Origin of the sequence: Nocardia brasiliensis, from assembly GCF_042691675.1 — a bacterium.
Lineage (GTDB): Bacteria > Actinomycetota > Actinomycetes > Mycobacteriales > Mycobacteriaceae > Nocardia > Nocardia brasiliensis_D.
Map to the genome: position 1 here is coordinate 2,322,170 of NZ_CP170507.1, position 19,818 is coordinate 2,341,987.

General features: G+C 66.5%; 18 protein-coding genes. 12 read left to right on the forward strand and 6 right to left on the reverse strand.

What is annotated here, in order from left to right; genetic code table 11:
* The first annotated feature begins 132 nt into the window (after window positions 1–132).
* Window positions 133–816 (forward strand): hypothetical protein, encoded by a 684-nt coding sequence (locus ACFK0J_RS10890; RefSeq protein WP_378739008.1) that lies wholly within the window; start codon window positions 133–135, stop codon window positions 814–816.
* 24 nt (window positions 817–840) lie between these two features.
* Here the strand turns inward: ACFK0J_RS10890 and ACFK0J_RS10895 are convergent, their stop codons facing one another.
* Both ACFK0J_RS10895 and ACFK0J_RS10900 read right to left on the reverse strand, forming a co-directional pair.
* Window positions 841–1,260 carry a MarR family winged helix-turn-helix transcriptional regulator gene (locus ACFK0J_RS10895; protein WP_378739010.1) on the reverse strand — a complete coding sequence of 140 codons (420 nt, stop codon included), beginning with the start codon at window positions 1,258–1,260 and terminating at the stop codon, window positions 841–843.
* The gene (locus ACFK0J_RS10900) at window positions 1,250–2,626 is read right to left on the reverse strand and encodes an MFS transporter (protein ID WP_378739012.1); all 1,377 of its coding nucleotides are present in this window, start codon (window positions 2,624–2,626) and stop codon (window positions 1,250–1,252) included. Before ACFK0J_RS10900 ends, ACFK0J_RS10895 begins: the two co-directional genes overlap by 11 nt.
* An 81-nt stretch (window positions 2,627–2,707) precedes the next feature.
* Here ACFK0J_RS10900 and ACFK0J_RS10905 point away from each other — a divergent pair, with 81 nt between their 5' ends.
* Window positions 2,708–3,250 (forward strand): ATPase, encoded by a 543-nt coding sequence (locus tag ACFK0J_RS10905; protein ID WP_378739014.1) that lies wholly within the window; start codon window positions 2,708–2,710, stop codon window positions 3,248–3,250.
* 8 nt (window positions 3,251–3,258) lie between these two features.
* Here ACFK0J_RS10905 and ACFK0J_RS10910 read toward each other — a convergent pair whose 3' ends face one another.
* Entirely contained in the window at window positions 3,259–3,828 is a 570-nt protein-coding gene (locus ACFK0J_RS10910; protein ID WP_378739017.1) for a PadR family transcriptional regulator, read from the reverse strand.
* A 141-nt stretch (window positions 3,829–3,969) separates the two neighbouring features.
* Between ACFK0J_RS10910 and ACFK0J_RS10915 the strand changes: the two genes are divergently transcribed.
* Entirely contained in the window at window positions 3,970–5,274 is a 1,305-nt protein-coding gene (locus ACFK0J_RS10915; protein ID WP_378739018.1) for a carotenoid oxygenase family protein, read from the forward strand.
* A gap of 63 nt (window positions 5,275–5,337) precedes the next feature.
* Here the strand turns inward: ACFK0J_RS10915 and ACFK0J_RS10920 are convergent, their stop codons facing one another.
* Window positions 5,338–5,616 carry a hypothetical protein gene (locus ACFK0J_RS10920; protein WP_014982884.1) on the reverse strand — a complete coding sequence of 93 codons (279 nt, stop codon included), beginning with the start codon at window positions 5,614–5,616 and terminating at the stop codon, window positions 5,338–5,340.
* Window positions 5,617–5,897: 281 nt separating this feature from the next.
* Here ACFK0J_RS10920 and ACFK0J_RS10925 point away from each other — a divergent pair, with 281 nt between their 5' ends.
* From ACFK0J_RS10925 to ACFK0J_RS10950, 6 genes are all read left to right on the forward strand, one after another.
* A complete protein-coding gene (locus ACFK0J_RS10925) occupies window positions 5,898–6,191 on the forward strand; it encodes a hypothetical protein (RefSeq protein ID WP_218475583.1) in 294 nt (97 codons plus the stop codon).
* Window positions 6,192–6,401: 210 nt separating this feature from the next.
* Window positions 6,402–7,823 carry a DUF1254 domain-containing protein gene (locus tag ACFK0J_RS10930; RefSeq protein WP_378739021.1) on the forward strand — a complete coding sequence of 474 codons (1,422 nt, stop codon included), beginning with the start codon at window positions 6,402–6,404 and terminating at the stop codon, window positions 7,821–7,823.
* A 65-nt stretch (window positions 7,824–7,888) separates the two neighbouring features.
* On the forward strand, window positions 7,889–8,683 hold the full coding sequence (locus ACFK0J_RS10935; RefSeq protein WP_378739023.1) for a phytanoyl-CoA dioxygenase family protein: 795 nt from the start codon (window positions 7,889–7,891) through the stop codon (window positions 8,681–8,683).
* A gap of 103 nt (window positions 8,684–8,786) precedes the next feature.
* Window positions 8,787–10,145, forward strand: a complete 1,359-nt coding sequence (locus ACFK0J_RS10940) for an epoxide hydrolase family protein (protein ID WP_378739025.1) — start codon at window positions 8,787–8,789, stop codon at window positions 10,143–10,145.
* Window positions 10,146–10,264: 119 nt separating this feature from the next.
* Window positions 10,265–11,494, forward strand: coding sequence for a cytochrome P450 (locus tag ACFK0J_RS10945; protein WP_378742753.1), 1,230 nt, complete (start codon window positions 10,265–10,267; stop codon window positions 11,492–11,494).
* Window positions 11,495–11,574: 80 nt separating this feature from the next.
* A complete protein-coding gene (locus ACFK0J_RS10950) occupies window positions 11,575–12,300 on the forward strand; it encodes a TetR/AcrR family transcriptional regulator (RefSeq protein ID WP_218475590.1) in 726 nt (241 codons plus the stop codon).
* 1 nt (window position 12,301) lies between these two features.
* Here the strand turns inward: ACFK0J_RS10950 and ACFK0J_RS10955 are convergent, their stop codons facing one another.
* Both ACFK0J_RS10955 and pabB read right to left on the reverse strand, forming a co-directional pair.
* Window positions 12,302–14,302, reverse strand: a complete 2,001-nt coding sequence (locus tag ACFK0J_RS10955; protein ID WP_378739027.1) for a TerD family protein — start codon at window positions 14,300–14,302, stop codon at window positions 12,302–12,304.
* 170 nt (window positions 14,303–14,472) lie between these two features.
* Window positions 14,473–16,740 carry an aminodeoxychorismate synthase component I gene (pabB, locus tag ACFK0J_RS10960; RefSeq protein ID WP_378739029.1) on the reverse strand — a complete coding sequence of 756 codons (2,268 nt, stop codon included), beginning with the start codon at window positions 16,738–16,740 and terminating at the stop codon, window positions 14,473–14,475.
* An 80-nt stretch (window positions 16,741–16,820) separates the two neighbouring features.
* On the opposite strand from pabB, the gene ACFK0J_RS10965 reads away from it, so the two are divergent.
* From ACFK0J_RS10965 to ACFK0J_RS10975, 3 genes are all read left to right on the forward strand, one after another.
* The gene (locus tag ACFK0J_RS10965; RefSeq protein ID WP_378739031.1) at window positions 16,821–17,885 is read left to right on the forward strand and encodes a phosphotransferase family protein; all 1,065 of its coding nucleotides are present in this window, start codon (window positions 16,821–16,823) and stop codon (window positions 17,883–17,885) included.
* Window positions 17,886–17,956: 71 nt separating this feature from the next.
* Window positions 17,957–18,487: a DinB family protein gene (locus ACFK0J_RS10970; protein ID WP_378739033.1), complete on the forward strand. Its 531-nt coding sequence runs from the start codon at window positions 17,957–17,959 to the stop codon at window positions 18,485–18,487.
* Between the two features lie 146 nt (window positions 18,488–18,633).
* Window positions 18,634–19,764 carry an NDMA-dependent alcohol dehydrogenase gene (locus tag ACFK0J_RS10975; protein WP_378739035.1) on the forward strand — a complete coding sequence of 377 codons (1,131 nt, stop codon included), beginning with the start codon at window positions 18,634–18,636 and terminating at the stop codon, window positions 19,762–19,764.
* Window positions 19,765–19,818 lie beyond the last annotated feature (54 nt).

The window sequence follows — 19,818 nt, forward strand, 5'->3', positions numbered from 1 at the left end:
AGCGGGTGCGTGCCCACCGGGCACCGCCCGCTCGGCCGCGTCCGGGTAGGGCGCGAAACCTCCCGATCGTTTCGAGTGCCGCGTTAAGGTGCAGTGGTCTATCGCGCGGATCAACGGCTCGGGAGGATCGGGATGATCGCGGTACGGATGGTGGCTGTTCTCGCGACGGTATTCGTCGGCGCGGGATTGCTCGGGGGAGCGGGACCCGCTGGTGCGGGGCCGGCGGCGTGTGCGGCGGGAAATCCGTTGCGGCCCACCGCGGAACTGTTCGCGACCGACAACACCGCGACGATCACCGACCCGGCGGATCAGCGGCTGCGCGACCGGCTGGCCGGGTTCGAGCTGGCGGTCGGCGCGATCACGGTGCGGCACATCGGATTACCGGTCGGGTCGACCTTGGTCAACGGGGTGTTCTGGTCGGCTGAGCGGCAACAGGCGACCTATGAACGATCCCGGAAGTTCCATCTGGCCTGTGTCGACAGTGCCGAGCTGCGGCGGATCGCCGACCAGGTGCGTACCCAGTTCCAGCAGGAATCGGTGCTGACCTTCGAGCTGCTTGCACCGAATTCGCCTGGGGTGGACGCGGTCACGGTCGCCGTGGCCGGGGTCGATGTACTGCGGTTTCGCGACGGGCTGGCCGCCGACCCGGTCGCGCGCGAACGACTCGTCGGCGGCTCGGTCACCGAAGCGAACACGCTGATTCTGGTGGTCGATATCGCCGATATGGAGTTGGCGCAACGGTTCGTGACCAGCCTTGGCGGCGTGTGGGATTCGGCCAGCGTGCAATACGGTGACCGCGAGTTCGTCAGTGCCTGACCACTTCTGGCGGATCGACCGAGGCTAGTTCTCGATCTTGCTCAAGATGTCGCGCAAGGTGCGCAGGTCATCGGCGGGCAAGGTGGTGACCGAGCTCGGCGCGGGATCCGGCGTCGCCAATGCCTGGGCGAGCACCGCCCGCCCGGCCAGGGTGATGGAGACCTGTTTCTTGCGCCGGTTGCTGGGATCCACTTCCCGGACGACGAAACCCAGTTCCTCGAGCTTGTTGACCGCGACCGTGGCGGCGGGCGCGTCCATCGCCGCGGCGTCCGCCACCTCCTTGACCGTCATCGGGCCGTTCCGCAGGCGGCGCAGCACCCGAATCTGGCTGAACGGCAATCCTGTTCGCTCGGTCACCGCACGCCGCCACGGGTCGCGGCTGTACATCACGAGGCGGGTGAGCATGGCCCACACCTCGTCGGCGGTGGGGGTGTCATCCGGCATGGGTCGGCACCTTCTGTTCGAGCAGGGGGGCGACGCGGTCACTCGACCGTTTGGCCCACGGGGTGTTCGCGGCTATGCCGAGTATGGCGACACCGGCGGTCAGCACCGCGATCACCCACCACAGTCCCGCCCCGGTCAGCGCGCCACACAGGGCGACACCGATGCTGGTGCCCACCTGACGGCTGGTCGAGGCCACCGAGGCGGCGGCACCCGCGCGGTCCAGCGGCATCCCGCTGACCGCCGTGGTGGTGATCGGCGCGTTCACCATGCCGAAACCGATGCCGAAGATCGCGAACATGATCACCAGCGCCCACACCGGGGTATCCGGATCGAGGGTGCTGAGCAGGACGGCCGCCACGGTCATCGCCAGACCCGCCGCGACCAGTGACGGGCGGGTCCCGTGCTTGCCGACCAGCCGCCCGGACAGTGGCGAGAAGATCACCATCGCGACGGCCATCGCCAGGTACAGCAGCCCGGTGTGCACCGCCGAATAGTGGCGCACCGTCTGCAGATACAGCGAGCAGCTGAACAGGAACGCGCCCAGGGCGGTGAACGAGAAGATGGCGATCACCGTCGCCGAGGCGAACGGCACGCTGCGGAAGAACCGCAGGTCGATGAAGGGGTCTTCGCGCCGCGATTCGTACCAGATGAATGCCGCCAGTGCGACCGCCGCGACCACGAAGATCACCGGCTTGCGCTCGATCAGCCCGAACACCGTGGCGAACAGGAACACGACCGCCAGAACTTGCCCGACCGGGTCGACGCCGCGCACCGTCAGCGACTTCGATTCCGGCACAAAGACTGTCGTGAGCAGCAGGGCGAGCAGACAGATCGGCAGATTGATCCAGAACACCGCGGGCCAGCCGAGCGTGTCGATGAGCACGCCGCCGACGGTCGGGCCGAGCGCCATCGAAATGCCGACCACCGCCCCCCAAACCCCCACCGCGCGAGCACGTTCCACCCGTCCGGTGAAGACGGTGGTGATGATCGACATCGCCACCGGGTTGAGCATCGAGCCGCCGATCGCCTGGAGGAACCGGGCGCCGATCAAGACCTCGATGGTCGGCGCGAGGCTGCACAGCAGCGAACCGATCGCGAAGGTGGCCAGGCCGATCCGGAATACCCGGCGGCGGCCGAATCGGTCCGCCGCGGCCCCCGCCAGCATCAGCAGGCTGGCCAGCGTGAGCGTGTAGACGTCGACGATCCATTGCATCCGGGACAGCGGCGCGTGCAGGTCCGCCTGGATGGTCGGGATCGCGACATTCACGATGGTCGCGTCCATCGACACGATCAGCAGGCTCAGGCAACAGGTGGCCAGGACAAGCGTTTTGCGCCGCTCGGTCAGCGGCTGGACAGTTGTGGTCACACAACTATTGTGTAGTCACAACTGTTCCGAATGCAAGGGCTGTGACGCCGGTCGCAGCCGCCTGGTTGGCATGCTGGGCAGGTGATCTCGCAAACGGAAGCGCTGTTTCTCGGCGGTCGTTCGGGTGTCGGCAAGAGTCGCGTCGGACTCGCGATGCACGCCCTGCTGGCGGACTCCGGGGTGCGGCACGCACTGATCGAAGGTGATTACCTCGACATGGCCTACCCGCCGACCTGGGAGCACGGCCTCGCCGAGCAGAACCTGGCGGCGATGTGGAACAACTACCGGGCGCTCGGTTATCGGAGGTTGATCTACACCAATACGGCCAGCGTGTTCCCGGAGGTGATCGGTGAGCTATCCGCGGCGATGGGTGATACCCCCTCGGTCACCGCGGTGCTGCTGACCTGTGACGATCGGACCGCCGACGCGCGGCTTGCGCAGCGGGAGAACGGCATCGAGCTACAACGGCATATCGAGCGAAGCTTGGCGATGTCGCGCGAGCTGGCCGACGCGGTGCCCGAGTGGGTGCACGTGGTCGACACTACCGATCGCGGACCGGCGGAGATAGCCGCGGAGCTCATCGCGCTGACCGGCTGGCGGGCGGATCCGTCGGCGGTCGCGTAGGCGCTGCCCTAACCCTGACGACCGGGACTGATCCGGTCCGCTGATGCGGGGGCGTTGTGCACGGGTTCGGGCAGTTGCTCGCGGGCCCATTCCGCCCACTCTTTGTTCATTGCGAAGAAGCGCTGGCCCCATTCCAGCGCGATACGGCCGTTTCTGGAGAAGTCGTTGCTCTCCCACTCGATCGACTCCTCGATCGCGCGCAGGTCGGCGTGGCGTTCGGCGGCCCAGGTCGCGATCCCGCTCAGGTACTCCTCGGCCTGCGACTGCGGTACGACGCCGAGGAAGAAGACGCGTAGCAGCATCTCGTTGCGGTTGACTTCCTTCGGCTCGGTCTCGGTGAGCCAGCGTCGTAGGTCGGCCAAGCCCGCCGGGGTGATCGTGTATTCCTTACGGCCGCGCGGGCCTTCGTCCGATACGGCGATCAGCTCGTCGTCGGCGAGTTTGGCGAGCTCGGTGTAGATCTGGCTCTGTGTCGCGGACCAGATGTTCGCCAGTGAGTGCTTGAAGCGGTGCAGCAGGTCGTATCCGCTGGCCGGGCGGTCGGCCAGCAGTCCGAGCATGGCATACCGGAGGCTCATGCCCGTCACTCTACATTCCACTCTTGACAGGTCGAATCCGCAGCCTCTAGTTTTGACATGTCGCTACTGGAATGTCGCGATAACGCGAGTCGAGGCGGTTGCGCCGCCAGCCTGACCTATCGATCAGATCGGTTGTCTTTTATGACTACTTCCGCTCCGCACCTGACCGGCAATTACGCACCGGTTTCCGACGAACTGACCGCCTACGACCTCCCGGTATCCGGGCGGATCCCGGCCGAGCTCACCGGCTGGTACCTGCGCAACGGGCCGAATCCGCACGAAGCCGCCTCGCATCACTGGTTCGCCGGGGACGGCATGGTGCACGGCGTGCGGATCGAGAACGGCCGCGCGGTCTCCTATCGCAACCGCTGGGTACGCACCACCAAGTTCACCGACGGCGCCCGCGTCTACGACGAGATGGGCAATCACGACCTGACCGCCGGAGCCGCCAACACGCACGTCATCCGGCACGCCGGGCGGACGCTGGCGTTGGTCGAATCGTCCTTGCCGTATGAATTGACCTGCGAACTGGACACCGTCGGTCCCTACGATTTCGACGGCGGCCTGCGCACGGCGATGACCGCGCATCCCAAGACCTGCCCGATCACCGGTGAACTGCACTTCTTCGGCTACGAGGTGATCAGGGAGCCGTTCCTGACCTATCACCGGGCCGACGCCGACGGCAATCTATTGCTCAGCCGCCCGATCGACGTGCCAGCCGCGACCATGCAGCACGACTTCAATCTCACCGCCGAGCACGTCGTATTCATGGATCTGCCGGTTGTTTTCGACGCCGCGGCGGCGGCTTCCGGTGGGGGGATGCCGTTTCGCTGGCGGGATGACTATCCGGCGCGGCTCGGGGTGCTCCGGCGCGACGATCCGCACGGAGAGGTCCGCTGGTTCGGCATCGACCCCTGCTACGTTTTTCATCCGCTCAACGCCCACGACGAGCCGGGGAAGATCGTTGTGTATGTGATGCGCTACCCGCAGTTGTGGCGCACCGAATCCCACACCTTCGACAAGGCGAGTCTGTGGCGCTGGACCATCGATCTGACCGCGGGCACCGTCGCCGAGGAACAGCTCGACGATCGGGCGGCCGAATTCCCGCGCGTGGACGATCGTCTGGTCGGTTTGGATGCCCGCTTCGGTCATGTCGCGGCGTCCGGGGATTCGGGCGCGTTGATCCGCTACGACCTGCACAGCGGCAGCAGCACCGCGCACGAGTTCGGTTCGGGCCGAGTGCCGGGCGAAGCCGCCTTCGCGCCCGCAGACCAGAATCCCGGTGGCCACGGCTATCTCATGACCTACGTCTACAACGCCGAGACCGACCGTAGCGACCTGGTCATCCTGGATGCGAGTGACCTGGCCGCGGCACCCGTCGCCGCCATCCACCTGCCGCGTCGCGTTCCGTTCGGGTTCCACGGAAGTTGGCTCGCGGACCGGTAACTCGGGTCGGCCGAGCGACGTGCGGGAGAGGTAGTCGGGGAGCGTGTTCTCGAGGGGTGGGGGTCAGCCGATGACGGCGTTCATGATGGTGCCGGCGCTGGTGGCGACGACCCCGCCGATCATGGCGCCCGCCACCATTTTCGGGGAGTCGAGCCCGCCCCCGGTCCACTTCTCCCACGCGAACTTGCCGCCCGCGTAGATGATGGCGACGATGCCCGCGAGGAGCACGAACCAGGTGAAGTAGCGGACCAGTTGAAGGAACTTGTCGGATACCGGCGGAGCCTCGGGGCTGGGGTTGCCGATCTGAGCAAGCAGAGTGTCGTACGCGGCGGCCAGGATCATCGTGGTCAGCTCATTCTGGATTCGGGACAGGGCATGATTCGCTGACAGTGATGGTATCGGTTTGTTCGCTGCCATGCAGTCGGGTCGGTGCGGCGCAGCCAAGTTCGGTGTTGCGCGACCTTGCAGGGGTTACTGAAGGTCGGGATGATGGGTGGAGCGGAGGCCACTGGACCATCGGCGGGCCCGTATCCTCATTCAAGATCGAATCCATCGGTGGTCTAACAACTTTCGCATGGCAGCTCGGCGGCGGCAAAGTTGTAGTGAAGCGTAGGGAGTAGACGGTGAGCATCATTCTGGCGTCGGTCGGGGATACCTTCACGACACTGGCGCAGGTCAGCAACCCGACCCCGGAAGCGCCGCCCTTGTCGGACAAGCTGTTACAGATGGTGCGGTACCTCACCTGGTTCGCGCTGCTGTCCGGCATCCTCGCCATCATCTTCGCTGGTGGCAAGTTCGCCTGGGAGAAATGGCAGGGTGGCGCGCTGCAATCGCCGAAGATGATCGCGGGAGCCATGATCGGCGGTGTCGTCGCCACCAGTGCGGGCACCATCATGAACGCCGTCCTGGGCACCTGAGCATCTGCGGGTTAGTTATCGGCAACTGAACTGGGTTACTGCAACGTGGTAACTGGCCGAGCCGCGGGCGTCTGCCCGCGGGTCCGGCTGCGGTACTGATCGCCCGGTGGCGCGCGCTGTCGGAATCTGCGCTTGGCGGCAAACATTTGGCTATACTCCTGTGCGGATCTCTCGCACTGTCCGATCGGATCGGAAGCAGGAGCAGAACCTATGGGCGACCAGACCGACGGTGGTGTGTCGCGTCGAACCGTGTTCGGGTTGGCGGCGGGTGCGGCCGTGTCCGCGGTCGGATTGTCGGCCTGCGGCAGGTCCGACGACGCGTCGTCGGGGCCGGCGACCACCGCGCCCGGCGCGGCCGAGTCGATCGCCAAGGACGCCTATATTTTCGGCTTTCCTTTGGTGCTGATGGACGTCACCCGGCGAGCGGCCGAGGCGAGCACTCCGGCCAATCGGTTCCAGCACGCCGCCGAGCTGCCGACGCCCGGGCGGCGGGATGTGGTGCGGCTCAACCTGGACACGCTGTCCTCGATCGCGTGGCTCGACCTGCGGGCCGAGCCGATCGTGCTGCAGGTGCCCGCCATGGCGGGTGGCCGGTACTGGTTGATGCACCTGCTCGACGCCTGGACGAACACCGCGCACAATCCGAGCAGCGTTCGGCCGCAAGCGAAGTCGGGGCCGCCGTACACCTATGCCGTCGTCGGCCCGCAGTGGTCCGGCACCCTTCCGGATGATGTCACCGTGCTGCGCGCGCCGACGCCGACGGTGTGGCTGTTCGGCCGGATACAGGTCAACGGCGTCGAGGACTTGCCTGCCGTGCGCGCGATCCAGAAACAGTTGAAGCTGGCGCCGCTGAGTGATCGTACTGCGGGACGCGTGCCAGCGGAGACCACTCCCATTGCGCCGCAATCCGATTCGGTTCCCCCGGCCGAGCAGGTCGCGCAAATGGACGCGCGGACCTTCTTCGATCGGATGTGTGCGGTACTGGCACTCAATCCACCCGCACCCGACGACGCGCCCGCCATGCGACGCTTCGCGACGATCGGCATCGCCCCGGGTGGCGCGGTCGTCGGCCTGTCCGACGACGATTTGGCCGCGGCGGCCGACACGGCGAGACAACAAATCCCGGTCTACCTCGATCCGAAGTCGGTGAACGAGAACGGCTGGACCTTCGACCCGTCCATCGGCGCCTACGGCACCAATTACCTGCAGCGCGCCGCCGTCGCGTGGCGAGGCATCGGCGCCAGCCTCGCTGAGGACACCATCTACCCGACGCTGTTCGCGTCGGCCGACGGCAATGGCGGCCCCGGCCGCTTCCGCCTGCACTTCCCGCCCGGCCAGCTGCCACCGGTCGACGCCTTCTGGTCGCTCACCGCCTACGACGCGGACAACTATCTGACGGCCAATCCGGCGGGGATCTACGCGGTCGGGCATCAGCGTCCCGTGGTGCCCAACCCGGACGGCTCGGTCGACCTCGCGATCCAACATGCCGACCCGGGACCGAGTGTTCCGGCAGGCAACTGGCTACCCATCCCGGAGTCGGGGCAGTTTTCGCTCACCATGCGGCTGTACGCGCCGAAAGAGGAAGCGATTCAAGGCCGGTGGCGGCCGCCGCCGTTGACGTCGGTGTCCTGAGATCGGTCGATCGCTCGAAACAAATTAGGAAGCGTACTGTCCTAACCGATCCGTAGCTTGGATGTATGACCAATCTGATGAATATCGTTACACCTCAGACGCTTTCGTCCGACACGGTGGACCGGTACCGCAGCGAGGGTTTCGTGCACATCCCGCGGGTGCTCAGTGCCGAAGAGGTCGCGGCATATCTCGCCGACGCGCAGGAGCAGCTCGAGCGACAGCAGAAGCTCTCCTGGGACACCGAAGGTGACGGCAACGTGATGGACTGGGTCGCCGAACCGGAGGTCAAGAGCACGCTCATGCGCAGGCTCGCCCTGCATCCGGGCATCACCGGCATCGCGGAGAAGCTGGCCGGTCGGCCGCTGCGCATGTTCAAGACCGAATTGCTGCGTAAACGAACCACCGGCGGGACGATAACGCCCCTGCACACCGACGATCCGGCGTTTCCGGTCGCCGGGTCCGACGTGACATTGACGGCCTGGGTCGCCCTGGTCGACGTACCGGTGGAGCGGGGATGCATGACCTTCATCCCGGGCTCCCAGGTCTGGCCGAAGGGCACCGACGTGCCGTTCGGCGAACCGTTCGATGCTCGTCCCGAGTTGCGGTGGTGGCCGCGGGTCACCGTGCCACTGCGCGCGGGCGACTGCACCTTCCATCATTCGCGGGTCGTGCACATGGCCGGGGCCAATGAAACCGACACGGCCCGAATCAGTTTGGCGACGGTGTACATGGATGCCGCGGCCACGTACCACCCGGCTCCCGCGGGGCCGGAGCCGACTTATCAGGACGAGGTGGTCGGCATCGAGCCGGGACAACCGCTCGACACGGATCGCTATCCGCGAGTCGGCCTGTCCAGCTGATCGATTCGAACGCCGCCCCCCGTGCCGCTGGTGCGGGGGCGGCGTTCTGCTCGGACATTGCTTAGGAACAATCCTGTCCTAAGGACCTCATACCGTTGGATTCATGACGAACACAGCGCAGAGCATCCGTCCCTTCCGCATCGAGATTCCGCAGGTCCAGCTCGATGATCTACATGCGCGGTTGGCCAATTCGCGCTGGCCGGAGGAACTGCCGGGCGTGGGGTGGAGTCGGGGTGTTCCGGTCGGCTACCTGAAAGAACTGGCCGAGTACTGGCGCACCGGTTTCGATTGGCGCGCACAGGAATTGCTGCTCAACGCCCATCCACAGTTCGTCACTACCGTCGATGGGCAGAACATCCACTTCCTGCATGTGCGCTCGCCGGAGCCGGGCGCGACGCCGTTGCTGCTGTTGCACGGCTGGCCCGGCGGGGTCGGCGACTTCCTCGACGTGATCGGTCCGCTCACCGATCCCCGTGCGCACGGCGGTGACCCGGCCGAAGCCTTCCACCTGGTGATTCCCTCGCTGCCCGGTTTCGGGTTCGCCACGCCGCTGGCCGGGCCCGGCATGAACGCGGCCAAGATGGCGGCGGCGCTCGTGGAGCTGATGGCCGGGCTCGGGTACGACCGGTACGGCGTGCACGGCTACGACACCGGCTCGTGGGTCGCCCCGCACCTGGGCAAGCTGGCGCCGGAGCGGGTGGTCGGCGTTCATGTCAACGCCATGATCACCTTCCCGATGGGCGTCGAGGGGGAGATGGACGGGCTCAGCGAGGTCGAGCAGCAGCGCTGGCAGCGGATGCAGACCTGCAATGACGCCTATCTGCAATGCAATGCGAAGCGGCCGCAGACGGTTGCCTATGGCCTGCACGATTCACCGGTCGGCCAACTCGCGTGGATCGTGGAGAAGTTCAAGGAGCTGACCATGCCCGAGGAGGGTCTGCCCGAGGACAGCATTGACCGGGACCGCATGCTCCTCGACGTGTCGCTGTACTGGTTCACCGGCACGGCGGGCTCGGCGGCGCAGATCTACTACGAGGAGATCACCGCGAACGATTGGAACGCCGCCGAGTGGTCCGCCGATGCGACAGCAGCGGCCGGGGACTGGAGTGCCGAGGAGTCGGACGGCAACTGGAGCGCCGAGCAGTCCGACAGCAACCGGAGTACCTGGCAATCGGACCGTGATACTGCCGCCGAGCAATCGAGCACCGATCGGGGTGCCGGAGACGCGGACTGGACGGCGGCCGCGCGCGGGACGGTGCCGACCGGTGTGCTGGTCTCGGCCCACGATGTGACCATCCGCCGCTGGGCCGAGCGCGATCACCACATCGTGCAGTGGACCGAGTTGGGCCGCGGTGGCCACTTCCTCGCCATGGAGCAGCCACAGGCAGTAGTGGACGACCTGCGCGTCTTCTTCCGGAAGCTCGAACGGCAACTCCTGTCTGGCTGGGATGGAGTCGAGTAAACGGGTTTTACTAAACACTGTTCACTGGGCCGCGTCCTGTGGTTGTATCTCTTTTTGGAACGTGTTCCACACAATGTTGTGAGGTCTGCAGCCCAGACCGGTAGGAGATAGCCGTGACCGTGACCACGCCCTCGATCCCCGCAGGATTCGACTTCACCGACCCCGACGTGCTCGCCACCCGACTGCCCGTCCAGGAATTCGCCGAGCTGCGCCGCACCGCCCCCGTGTGGTGGTGCGCGCAGTCCGGCCGGGCCAGCGGATTCGACGACGGCGGCTACTGGGTCGTCTCCAAACTCGCCCACATCAAAGAGATCTCGAAGAACCCGGAGCTGTTCTCCTCGCACGAGAACGGCTCCATCATCCGGTTCAACGAGGACGTCACCCCCGAGCAGATCGGCATGCTCGGCGACATGCTGCTGATCAACCTCGATCCGCCCAAGCACACCAAGCTGCGCCGCATCATTTCCAAGGGCTTCACGCCGCGCGCGATCGAGAGCCTGCGGGCGGCGCTGACCGAGCGTGCGGCCAAAATCGTGCACGAGGCGAAGAAGGCCGGTAGCGGTGACTTCGTCGAGCAGGTCGCCTGTGAGCTGCCGCTGCAGGCGATCGCCGAGCTCATCGGCATTCCGCAGGAGGACCGGAAGAAGATCTTCGACTGGTCCAATCAGATGATCTCCTACGATGATCCGGAATTCGAGGGCGATCACCAGGCCGCCACCGCCGAAGTGATGGGCTACGCGTGGAATATGGCGGAGGACCGCCGCAAGTGTCCCGCCGAGGACATCGTCACCCAGTTGGTCAATGCGGACATCGACGGGGACGGCCTGGCCTCCGACGAATTCGCCTTTTTCGTCATCCTGCTCTCGGTGGCGGGCAACGAAACCACCCGCAACTCGATCACCCACGGCATGAAGGCGTTCGTGGACAACCCCGAACAGTGGGAGCTGTACAAGGCGCAACGGCCGCGCACCGCGCCGGACGAGATCGTCCGGTGGGCCACGCCGGTGACCGCGTTCCAGCGCACCGCGACCCAGGATCTCGAACTCGGCGGCCAGCAGATCAAGAAAGGTCAGCGGCTCGGGTTGTTCTACAGCTCGGCCAATTTCGACGAAGACGCGTTCCAGGATCCGTTCAGCTTCGACGTGCTGCGCAACCCCAACCCGCATGTCGGTTTCGGCGGCACCGGCACCCACTACTGCGTCGGCGCCAATCTCGCCAGGTTGCAGATCGATCTGATGTTCAACGCCATCGCCGACGCGATGCCGAACCTGCGTCAGGTCGCCGAGCCGGTGCGGTTGCGCTCGGGCTGGTTGAACGGGATCAAGCGGTGGGATGTTGAATACGCTTGAATCCCGGCATGAGAGGTCAGGCCCGGAGGAGGCAGCTTGCGTAACCATGCAGGGCCCCGATCATGCCGTACCGTCGCAGCATGAGTAACCCCAGACCCCGGGGGCGCTCGCCGGTCGTGACCGACGCCGAGATCCGGCGGGTGGCCAGGACACTGCTGGTCGACCATGGGCCCGATGCAGTGAGCCTGCGTGCGATCGCGCGTGCACTCGGCATCACCGCGCCCGCGCTGTACCGGTACTACGGATCGCTGGACGATCTGCTGGAACGGCTGCGCCTGGACTTCTGTGCCGATCTCGCCGACGAGTTGTCCGCCGAGATAGCGACGCTGCCGGACGACGGCGTCGTGCAGTTCTTCGCCATCTGCAAGGGATTCCGCCGCTGGGCGTTGGCGCACTCCAGGGAGTTCACCCTGGTGTTCGCCTCGCCCGGCGGCGGAGAGGCCCGCGCGCTGCGGCGGTTCGACGAACCGTTCGGGCGGATCTTCCTCGCGGCGGCGGGACGGCTGCTGGCCAACTACGACATCGTGACGCCACCCACCGACGTCATCCCGCCGGAACTGCGCGAAGACCTGGTGCACTTCCAAACCGAGCTGCTGGCGGCGCTGTCGGAAACCGGCCAGAAGTTCCCGGCCGAAAAGCTCGATCTGGGCGTGATGTACCTGATGATCCAGATGTGGGCCCGCCTCTACGGGCACGTCACGCTCGAGGTTTTCGGCAACTATCCGATCCCGCTGTCGAATCCGGAAGTCTTGTTCGACGCGATGCTCGCCGAGCTCGGGCGCACGGCGGGGCTGATCCACGGCTGACTCAGATGCGGGCGCCCTTCGCGCGATTGCAAGAGCGGCACAGGATTTGCAGGTTCATCGCGCTGGTGGCGCCGCCGCGGCTGAGCGGGATGATGTGATCGAACTCGAGGTAGTGGCTGTCGCCGCATTCGACGCATTTGCCGCCGTCGCGTTGCCACACTTCGGCTTTCACCTCCTGCGGGATGCTACGGGTATCGCGCTGGCCGGGGGTGAGGATGAGGCGTTTGGCGACCCGTAGCGCACCCTCCAACGCGGCGGCGACGTAGTCCGGGTCGGCGACGGTGAAGGTAGCGCCGCCGCGGGACGAGGTCGCCGCGAGCACTACCGCGTTCTGCTCGGTGTGCACGGAAACCACACGGGTCCAGAGCAATTCGGTACCGGTGCCGTCGCCGACGAAGCGCAGCTTCTTGTTGCTCACGATCAGTCTGCCCTCGGTCGGTCGCGGGCCGCGGGCCAATTGGCGTACGTGTACCGCGGGCAGGTCCAGGTGCACCTTTTCTTCCGGGTCGAGGTGCAGGCCCGGTGTCCGCATCACCGGCAGATCGCCGCCCCGCAGTCGGGACAGCGTGCGGCCGCGATGCATGCGCCGCCGCAGGTCCTCGATCAGCGGACCGGCCAAGCCCAGTTCGGTGACCGCGTGCTCGAACGCCGCCAACTCGCCTTGCTCGACCTCTCCGTCGGCGAAGGTGAAGGTGACCAGCCGCTCCACGTAGCTGAGTGCCGCATCGCGCAACGCGTCGCGGCCCGCGTTCTCCTCGATTCGCTGATAACGCAGCGACGCCCACAGTGCCGCCCACTCGGGTCCGCGCGGCCCATGGGCGGTGAGCACCCGCCAGGCCTGGGTGTGCCAATGCGTCAGGAACTCCTCGATCTCGGTGTCGCAGAACTGGCACGCGGCGAGACCGCCGAACAGCTTGCGGCGCCGGAGGTTTCCGCAGCGTGCGCAATGCCGGTTGCTCGGCTGGCTGCGCTGATAGGTGGCGCTGGTCCACTCGGTGCCATCCCACCAGCGCAGGCGCGCCGGATGTTCGGGGTCCGGATGCCAGTCGGCCAGTTCGGGGTTCGGCGGTGGGGCAGGGGCGGGGAGTGGGTCGGGCAGGCGTCGGGCGAGATCGACGGGGCGGGTGCTGTGTGGTCGGGTTGTGGAGTGTGGTGCGGCTGAGGCTGTTTCGGCGGTGGTGGAGAGGTCGGCTGTGTCTGCCGCGCCTCCTCGGCTCTGGTCGAGCAAGTCCGTCTGCGCCGTGTGCGGTAGGTGGTCACGCCGCGAAGCGCGGAGCGTCGAGTCGCCTGCTGCGCGAACCGTCTGCGCGGTGTGCGGATGGTCGCCTGCTGTAGGCACCGTCGGCGTGCGGGAGGCACTGGACCGGTCGAGCGGGTTCTCGCCATTTGTCATCGGTGCCGCCGAATCGCGGTCCAGAGTCGTGCGAGCGGTCAGGTTTCGGGAAGGCGTACGCGCACCGAAAGGGTCGACCACGCGTGGCGTCCGGGATCGGTCGGCCGGGTCGTCCACGCTGACCCCGAATTCGGTGACCAGTCCGGGCAGGCCGGTGGACCAGCCCTGAGCGATGGCGCGGAACCGCCACTGTCCGTCCCGGCGGTAGAACTCACCGAACATCAGCGCGGTGACCGGGTCGGCATCCACGATCTCGAATTCGGTCATCGGCCCGTTGGCGTCGTGGATGGTCAGGGTCAAACCGGTGATGGCGGCGAAAGTCCCCTCGTCTACCGACCCGGTGATCACGATTCGCTCCACATCCGCCTCGGTGCGCGGCAGCGAGACACTCAGCCGGGCGGTTCGCGGGGCGGGCTCTTGATCGAGCGTCACCGCCTGGGAAACATGCCGCGGGGCGTTGTAGAACACCAGATCCCGATCCGTGCGGACCGTGCCCGCTGCGCCGAGCAAAAGGGCATGCGCGTCCACCGCATGCTCCGACTGCCACGAAACAACCATGGCAAGAAGGGATGTCGGTACCGCTGCATTGGCGCCTTTGCTGAGTTTCATCGTGCTCGAACTATGCCACGACCCTCCGACACGCCGACTCCGCCGACCCCTCTGTTCGGCAAGCCGCACCGGGTGTCCACAGAGTTTCCCTACGTCTCACCGGGGTTCAAGCGCTGCGATGCGTGTACAGGACCTGTGGGTACCTCGGCGGTCGGCGAGATGCGGATCGATCAGTGCGCCGCGTGGTCGGTTGCCGCGCGCAGGGTGGCCGCGGCCTTGAGCACCATCTCGTGGTACTCGTCGTCGGCGTCGGAATCGAGCACGATGGCGCCGCCGGCGCCGATTCGCCAGCGTCCGGCATAACGCACGGCGGTGCGGATGACGATGTTGAGGTCGGCGGTGCCGCCCAGGCCGAGAAAGCCGATGGTGCCCGAATAGACACCGCGTGCTTCGGTTTCCAGCTCGTCGATGATCTCCATGGTGCGCAGCTTGGGTGCGCCGGTCATCGAGCCACCGGGGAAACACGCCCGCAGGCAGTCGATCACGCCGACGCCGGGGCGCAGCGTGCCGCGCACTGTGGACACCAACTGGTGCATGGTCATATACGACTCGATGGCCATCAACTTCGGCACGTGCACGCTGCCGATCTCGCACACCCGGCCGAGGTCGTTGCGTAGCAGGTCGACGATCATCAGGTTCTCGGCCCTGGTCTTCGGACTGTCGGCCAGTGCGCGGGCCAGCCGTTCGTCGTCGGCGGGGGTGGCGCCGCGCCGGGCGGTGCCCTTGATCGGCTTGCTCTCCACCGTGCGCCGCCGGTCGATCTTCAGGAAGCGTTCCGGCGAGGAGCAGGCGATTTCCAGGTCGTCGAACCGCAGGTACGCCGCGTAAGGGGCCGGATTGCAGCGCCGCAGCGTGCGATAGAAGTCCAGGCCGTCCGCCTCGGCGGCGGGCACGGTCGCGCTGTCGGTGAGGCAGATTTCGTAGGACTCGCCCGCCAGCAACCGCTCCCGGCAGACGGCGATGTCGGCGAGATAGCGTTCCCGGCCGCGGGTCAGCAGCGGCTCGACGGCGTCGCCGTCCGACGGCACCTCGAGCGTCGGTGGATTCGCCCATGTCGGAAGGGATTCGAGGGTTTCCCCGGTGTCACGCAGCCAGTCGGCGCCCGCGCGCATCGTCTCGGCTGTCGAATCCGTCAGGGAGAGTAGATGAGTGCGGCCGCCGACATGATCGACCACCACGGTCCGGTCCGCGAAGACCCATTGTGCGTCCGGTGTCGGCGCCCGATGCACCGCCTGCCCGCCGCAATCGGCCTTCACCTCATAACCCAGATACCCGACGTACCCACCCACGAAATCGAAAGGCAGATCAGGAAGTTCGAGCTGCCGCAGCCGCAACTCGGCGGCCAGGTAATCGAGCACTCCACCGGCGACCACGCGCCGATGCCCATCGGACGATTCGACGGTCACCTCGCCCGTGCCGACCCGGTAGCGCACCACCTCCGCCAGCGGCCCGCTCGCGTCACCGAGGAACGAGAACCGATCCAGCCCGGGCTCGACATGCTCGCTGTCGAGCCAGAACGCGGTGGGGGAGTTGCCGTACAACCGGACGAACGCACTCTCGGTATCGATCGCTCGCTCGATCACGGCATGCTGCAACTGCCACTTTTTGGGCGGCCCGCCGTAGCGATCCAAGATGTCGGCTCTCGGCACGACGGGACCGCCGCCACCCGCCTCGCCGAATTGCTCCACCAGCGCGGGGAATTGCTCTGGCGCCAACGCGGCGGTGGTGGGCGGCGGTGTCGCTGAACGAGATTGCGCGGCTTCCGGTCGCGGAGTAGGGGAGACCGGACGCAACCGCATGGTCACCGGCTCCGATCGCCTCGCGAGGGAACCCGGGGTCGGAGCCGACCCGACCGGCCGCTCCCAATGTGCCGCAGTCAGATTCGCGAAGTTGCGCAGCAGCGCTATGCCGAACTCGCTGGCGATCGACTCGGGATGGAACTGCACGCCCCACTGTGGCCGACTGCGATGCCGCACCCCCATGATCACCCCGTCGGCAGCCGTCGCGGTGATCTCCAGACTGTCCGGCAGCGGCCGCTGAGCGCACAGCGAGTGATAGCGGACGGCGGTGAAGCCTTGCGGCAGGCCGGCGAACAGGTCGCGGTCGTCGTGCTCGATCCGGTCGAGGTAGCCGTGTCGCGCGTCGGGCCCGGCGGCGACGATCCCGCCCGCGGCGACCACGATGCCCTGATGTCCGAGGCACACGCCGAGCAACGGCAGATCCGCCTCGCGGATCACGTCCGCCGAAATCCCGACATCACGGGTGACGTCCGGGCGACCCGGCCCGGGGGAGATGACGATGTTGTCGAATCGGGCCAGTTCCAGCTCGCCGGCCTCGTCATTGCGCACGACAATCGGCTCGCTGCCGTTCACCTCGCTGATCAGCTGATACAGGTTGTAGGTGAACGAGTCGTAATTGTCGATCAACAACGTGCGCATGGTGCCCGAAACCCTACGCCGCGCCGATTGGGCCCAACTGTTGTCATGTGCCGTCAGTTCCGTTCGGCGGGTGGTGCACAATGTTGGGCATGTCTGTTGCGCAACCGGTCGGTGTGGATCGCGAACTCGTCGACTTCGCCCTCGTCGGCCAGTGGATGGATGAGCAGGGCCTGCCCGCAGGGGAATTCGAGGATGTGACCTCGCTGGGCGGCGGCACGCAGAACGTGATGCTGCGGTTCGTTCGTGGCGGCCGGGACTACGTGCTGCGCCGCGGCCCGAAGCATCTGCGCGCCAAGAGCAACGAGGTGATCCGGCGCGAGGCTCGCCTGCTCGCCGCGATCAACGGCACCGACGTGCGCGCGCCGCGGGTGATCGCGGCCTGCCCGGACGAGACGGTGATCGGCGCGGTCTTCTATCTGATGGAACCGATCGACGGCTTCAATCCGGCCAACGAGCTGCCGGAATTGCACGCGGGCGATCCGGCGATCCGCAAGCAGATGGGCCTGTCCGCGGTCGAGGCCATCGCCCGGCTCGGCGCCCTCGACTACCGAGCGCTCGGCCTCGCCGACTACGGCAAGCCCGACGGTTTCCTGGAGCGTCAGGTGCCGCGCTGGCTCGGCGAACTCGAGTCGTACTCGGCAAACGAGGGCTACCCCGGCCCGGAAATCCCCGGCGTCGAGCAGACCGGCGAGTGGCTCGACCGCAACCGGCCCGCGCAGTGGACCCCGGGCATCCTGCACGGTGACTGCCACCTCGCGAACATGATGTTCGCCTTCGACGGCCCGCAGGTCGCCGCCATGGTCGACTGGGAGATGTCGACCATCGGTGATCCGCTGCTCGATCTGGGCTGGCAGATCGCGACCCGGCCGGAACCGGGCACCACCGGCGCCGCGCTGGTCGGCAAGCTGGGCGCCGCCGGTGGCTTGCCGACTCCGGACGAAATGGTTGCTCACTACGGCCGGTTTTCCGACCGTGACCTCAGCGCCGTCCCCTGGTACACCGTGCTCGCCTGCTTCAAACTCGGCATCGTGCTGGAGGGCACGCACGCGCGTGCGTTCGCGGGCAAGGCGCCCAAGCAGGTCGGCGACTTCCTGCATGCCATCACGCTGGAGTTGTTCGAGCGCGCGCATCGCCTGATGGAGTGATTGTCGGAATGTTGCGGATAGTTGGCTGAATATCTATCGCTGACGATATTCAGCCACGTTAGATTCAGCGCATGCCGATTGTTCCTGATCTGAAGAACTGGACTTGGGTCGTCGAACGCGCTTGTCCCGATTGCGGTTTCGACCCCAACGCGACCGCCTACGAGGCCGTGCCGCGGCTGGTCCTCGACAGTGCGGCTCGCTTCGTCACGGTGCTCGAGCGCCCCGATGTGCGGGTCCGCCCGGACGACTCGACCTGGTCGCCGCTGGAGTACGCCGCGCATGTCCGCGACGTGTGCCGCCTCTTCGACAGGCGGCTCGAGCTGGTGCTGACCGGCTCGGCGGATGGCTCGGTGCCGCGCTTCTCGAATTGGGACCAGGACGAGACGGCCGTGGCGGACCGCTACAACGAGCAGGATCCGGCACGAGTAGCCGCCGAACTCGTCGAGGCTGCCGAGGTTGTCGCGCGTTCTTTCGAGTCGGTGCCGCTGGATCGGCGCGACCGGCGCGGCGAGCGTAGCGACGGTGCGACGTTCACGGTGGACTCGTTCGCGCGGTACTTCGTCCACGACCTCGTCCATCACGTGCATGACGTGCGCGGCTGAGATCCGGTGCCAGGACTAGAACGTGTTCAGAACCTCGACTGACTGCTGCAGCTGAATTTTCGCCTCGGCACTAGAACGCGTTCCACTTTTCTCGTAGTGTGGGTGCAGTCACATATAAGCACGTGCATGCGAGAGGGTCGACAGGAATGAAGACGAAGGGCGCGATCCTGTGGGGGATCGACCAACCGTGGTCGGTAGAAGAGATCGAGGTCGGCGATCCGGTCTCCGGCGAGGTGCAGATCCGGCTGGAAACGGCGGGCATGTGCCACTCGGACCATCACATCGTGACCGGCGCGACGCCGATGCCCGCCTTCCCCGTCATGGGCGGCCACGAGGGCGCGGGCGTGATCACCAAGCTCGGGCCCAACTGCCCCGCCGATCTGCAGGTGGGTGACCACGTCATCCTGTCGTTCATTCCTGCGTGCGGGCGTTGTCCGTCCTGCGTGAGCGGCAATATGGCGCTGTGCGATCTGGGCGCGGGCCTGCTGATGGGCCAGGCGATCAGCGATGGCACCTACCGGATCCAGGCACGCGGCGAGAACGTCATCCCGATGTGCCTGCTCGGCACGTTCTCGCCGTACATGACGGTGCACCACACGTCGGTGGTGAAGATCGACCCGAGCGTTCCGTTCGAGGTGGCCTGCCTGGTCGGCTGCGGGGTGCCCACCGGCTTCGGTTCCGCCACCCACGTCGCGCAGGTCGCGCCGGGGGAGACGGTGGTGATCGCGGGCATCGGCGGTGTCGGCATGAGCGCACTGCAGGGCGCGGTGCTCTCCGGTGCCTCGAAAGTCGTTGCCATCGACCCGAATCCATGGAAGCGGGAGCAGGCGCAGAAGTTCGGCGCCACGCACACCTACGAGAGCATGGCCGCCGCGATCATGCCGCTGATGGACGCCACCGAGGGACGGATGGCCGAGAAGGTCATTCTCACCATGGGCGAGATGCACGGCGATTACGTCGAAGAAGGTCTGATCCTCACCGCCAAGGCGGGCACCCTGGTGGTCACCTCGATGGGCCGGATGGACGCGGGCGACGTCAAGATGAACAGCTTCCTACTGTCCATGCTGCAAAAGACGGTGAAGGGCTGCATCTTCGGCGGCGGCAACGCCCGCCAAGACGCCCCCAACCTCCTCCGCCTGTACAAGGCAGGGCAACTCAACCTGGACGACATGGTCACCCGCACCTACTCCCTGGAAGAAATCAACCAGGGCTACCAAGACATGCTCGACGGCAAGAACATCCGCGGCATCATCAAATACACCGAAGCCGACTGGTAACCCACCCGTCCGTGAGTGGCACAGGGCTGCGGCGACACGCTGTTCCAGGGTGTG

What these genes read in the sequence shown, in the direction of transcription:
- ACFK0J_RS10890 (WP_378739008.1), top strand. Translation starts at nt 133, where the DNA reads ATGATCGCGGTACGGATGGTGGCTGTTCTCGCGACGGTATTCGTCGGC.
- ACFK0J_RS10895 (WP_378739010.1), bottom strand. Translation starts at nt 1,260, where the DNA reads ATGCCGGATGACACCCCCACCGCCGACGAGGTGTGGGCCATGCTCACC.
- ACFK0J_RS10910 (WP_378739017.1), bottom strand. Translation starts at nt 3,828, where the DNA reads ATGAGCCTCCGGTATGCCATGCTCGGACTGCTGGCCGACCGCCCGGCC.
- ACFK0J_RS10915 (WP_378739018.1), top strand. Translation starts at nt 3,970, where the DNA reads ATGACTACTTCCGCTCCGCACCTGACCGGCAATTACGCACCGGTTTCC.
- ACFK0J_RS10920 (WP_014982884.1), bottom strand. Translation starts at nt 5,616, where the DNA reads ATGATCCTGGCCGCCGCGTACGACACTCTGCTTGCTCAGATCGGCAAC.
- ACFK0J_RS10930 (WP_378739021.1), top strand. Translation starts at nt 6,402, where the DNA reads ATGGGCGACCAGACCGACGGTGGTGTGTCGCGTCGAACCGTGTTCGGG.
- ACFK0J_RS10935 (WP_378739023.1), top strand. Translation starts at nt 7,889, where the DNA reads ATGACCAATCTGATGAATATCGTTACACCTCAGACGCTTTCGTCCGAC.
- ACFK0J_RS10940 (WP_378739025.1), top strand. Translation starts at nt 8,787, where the DNA reads ATGACGAACACAGCGCAGAGCATCCGTCCCTTCCGCATCGAGATTCCG.
- ACFK0J_RS10950 (WP_218475590.1), top strand. Translation starts at nt 11,575, where the DNA reads ATGAGTAACCCCAGACCCCGGGGGCGCTCGCCGGTCGTGACCGACGCC.
- ACFK0J_RS10955 (WP_378739027.1), bottom strand. Translation starts at nt 14,302, where the DNA reads ATGAAACTCAGCAAAGGCGCCAATGCAGCGGTACCGACATCCCTTCTT.
- pabB (WP_378739029.1), bottom strand. Translation starts at nt 16,740, where the DNA reads ATGCGCACGTTGTTGATCGACAATTACGACTCGTTCACCTACAACCTG.
- ACFK0J_RS10965 (WP_378739031.1), top strand. Translation starts at nt 16,821, where the DNA reads ATGTTGGGCATGTCTGTTGCGCAACCGGTCGGTGTGGATCGCGAACTC.
- ACFK0J_RS10970 (WP_378739033.1), top strand. Translation starts at nt 17,957, where the DNA reads ATGCCGATTGTTCCTGATCTGAAGAACTGGACTTGGGTCGTCGAACGC.
- ACFK0J_RS10975 (WP_378739035.1), top strand. Translation starts at nt 18,634, where the DNA reads ATGAAGACGAAGGGCGCGATCCTGTGGGGGATCGACCAACCGTGGTCG.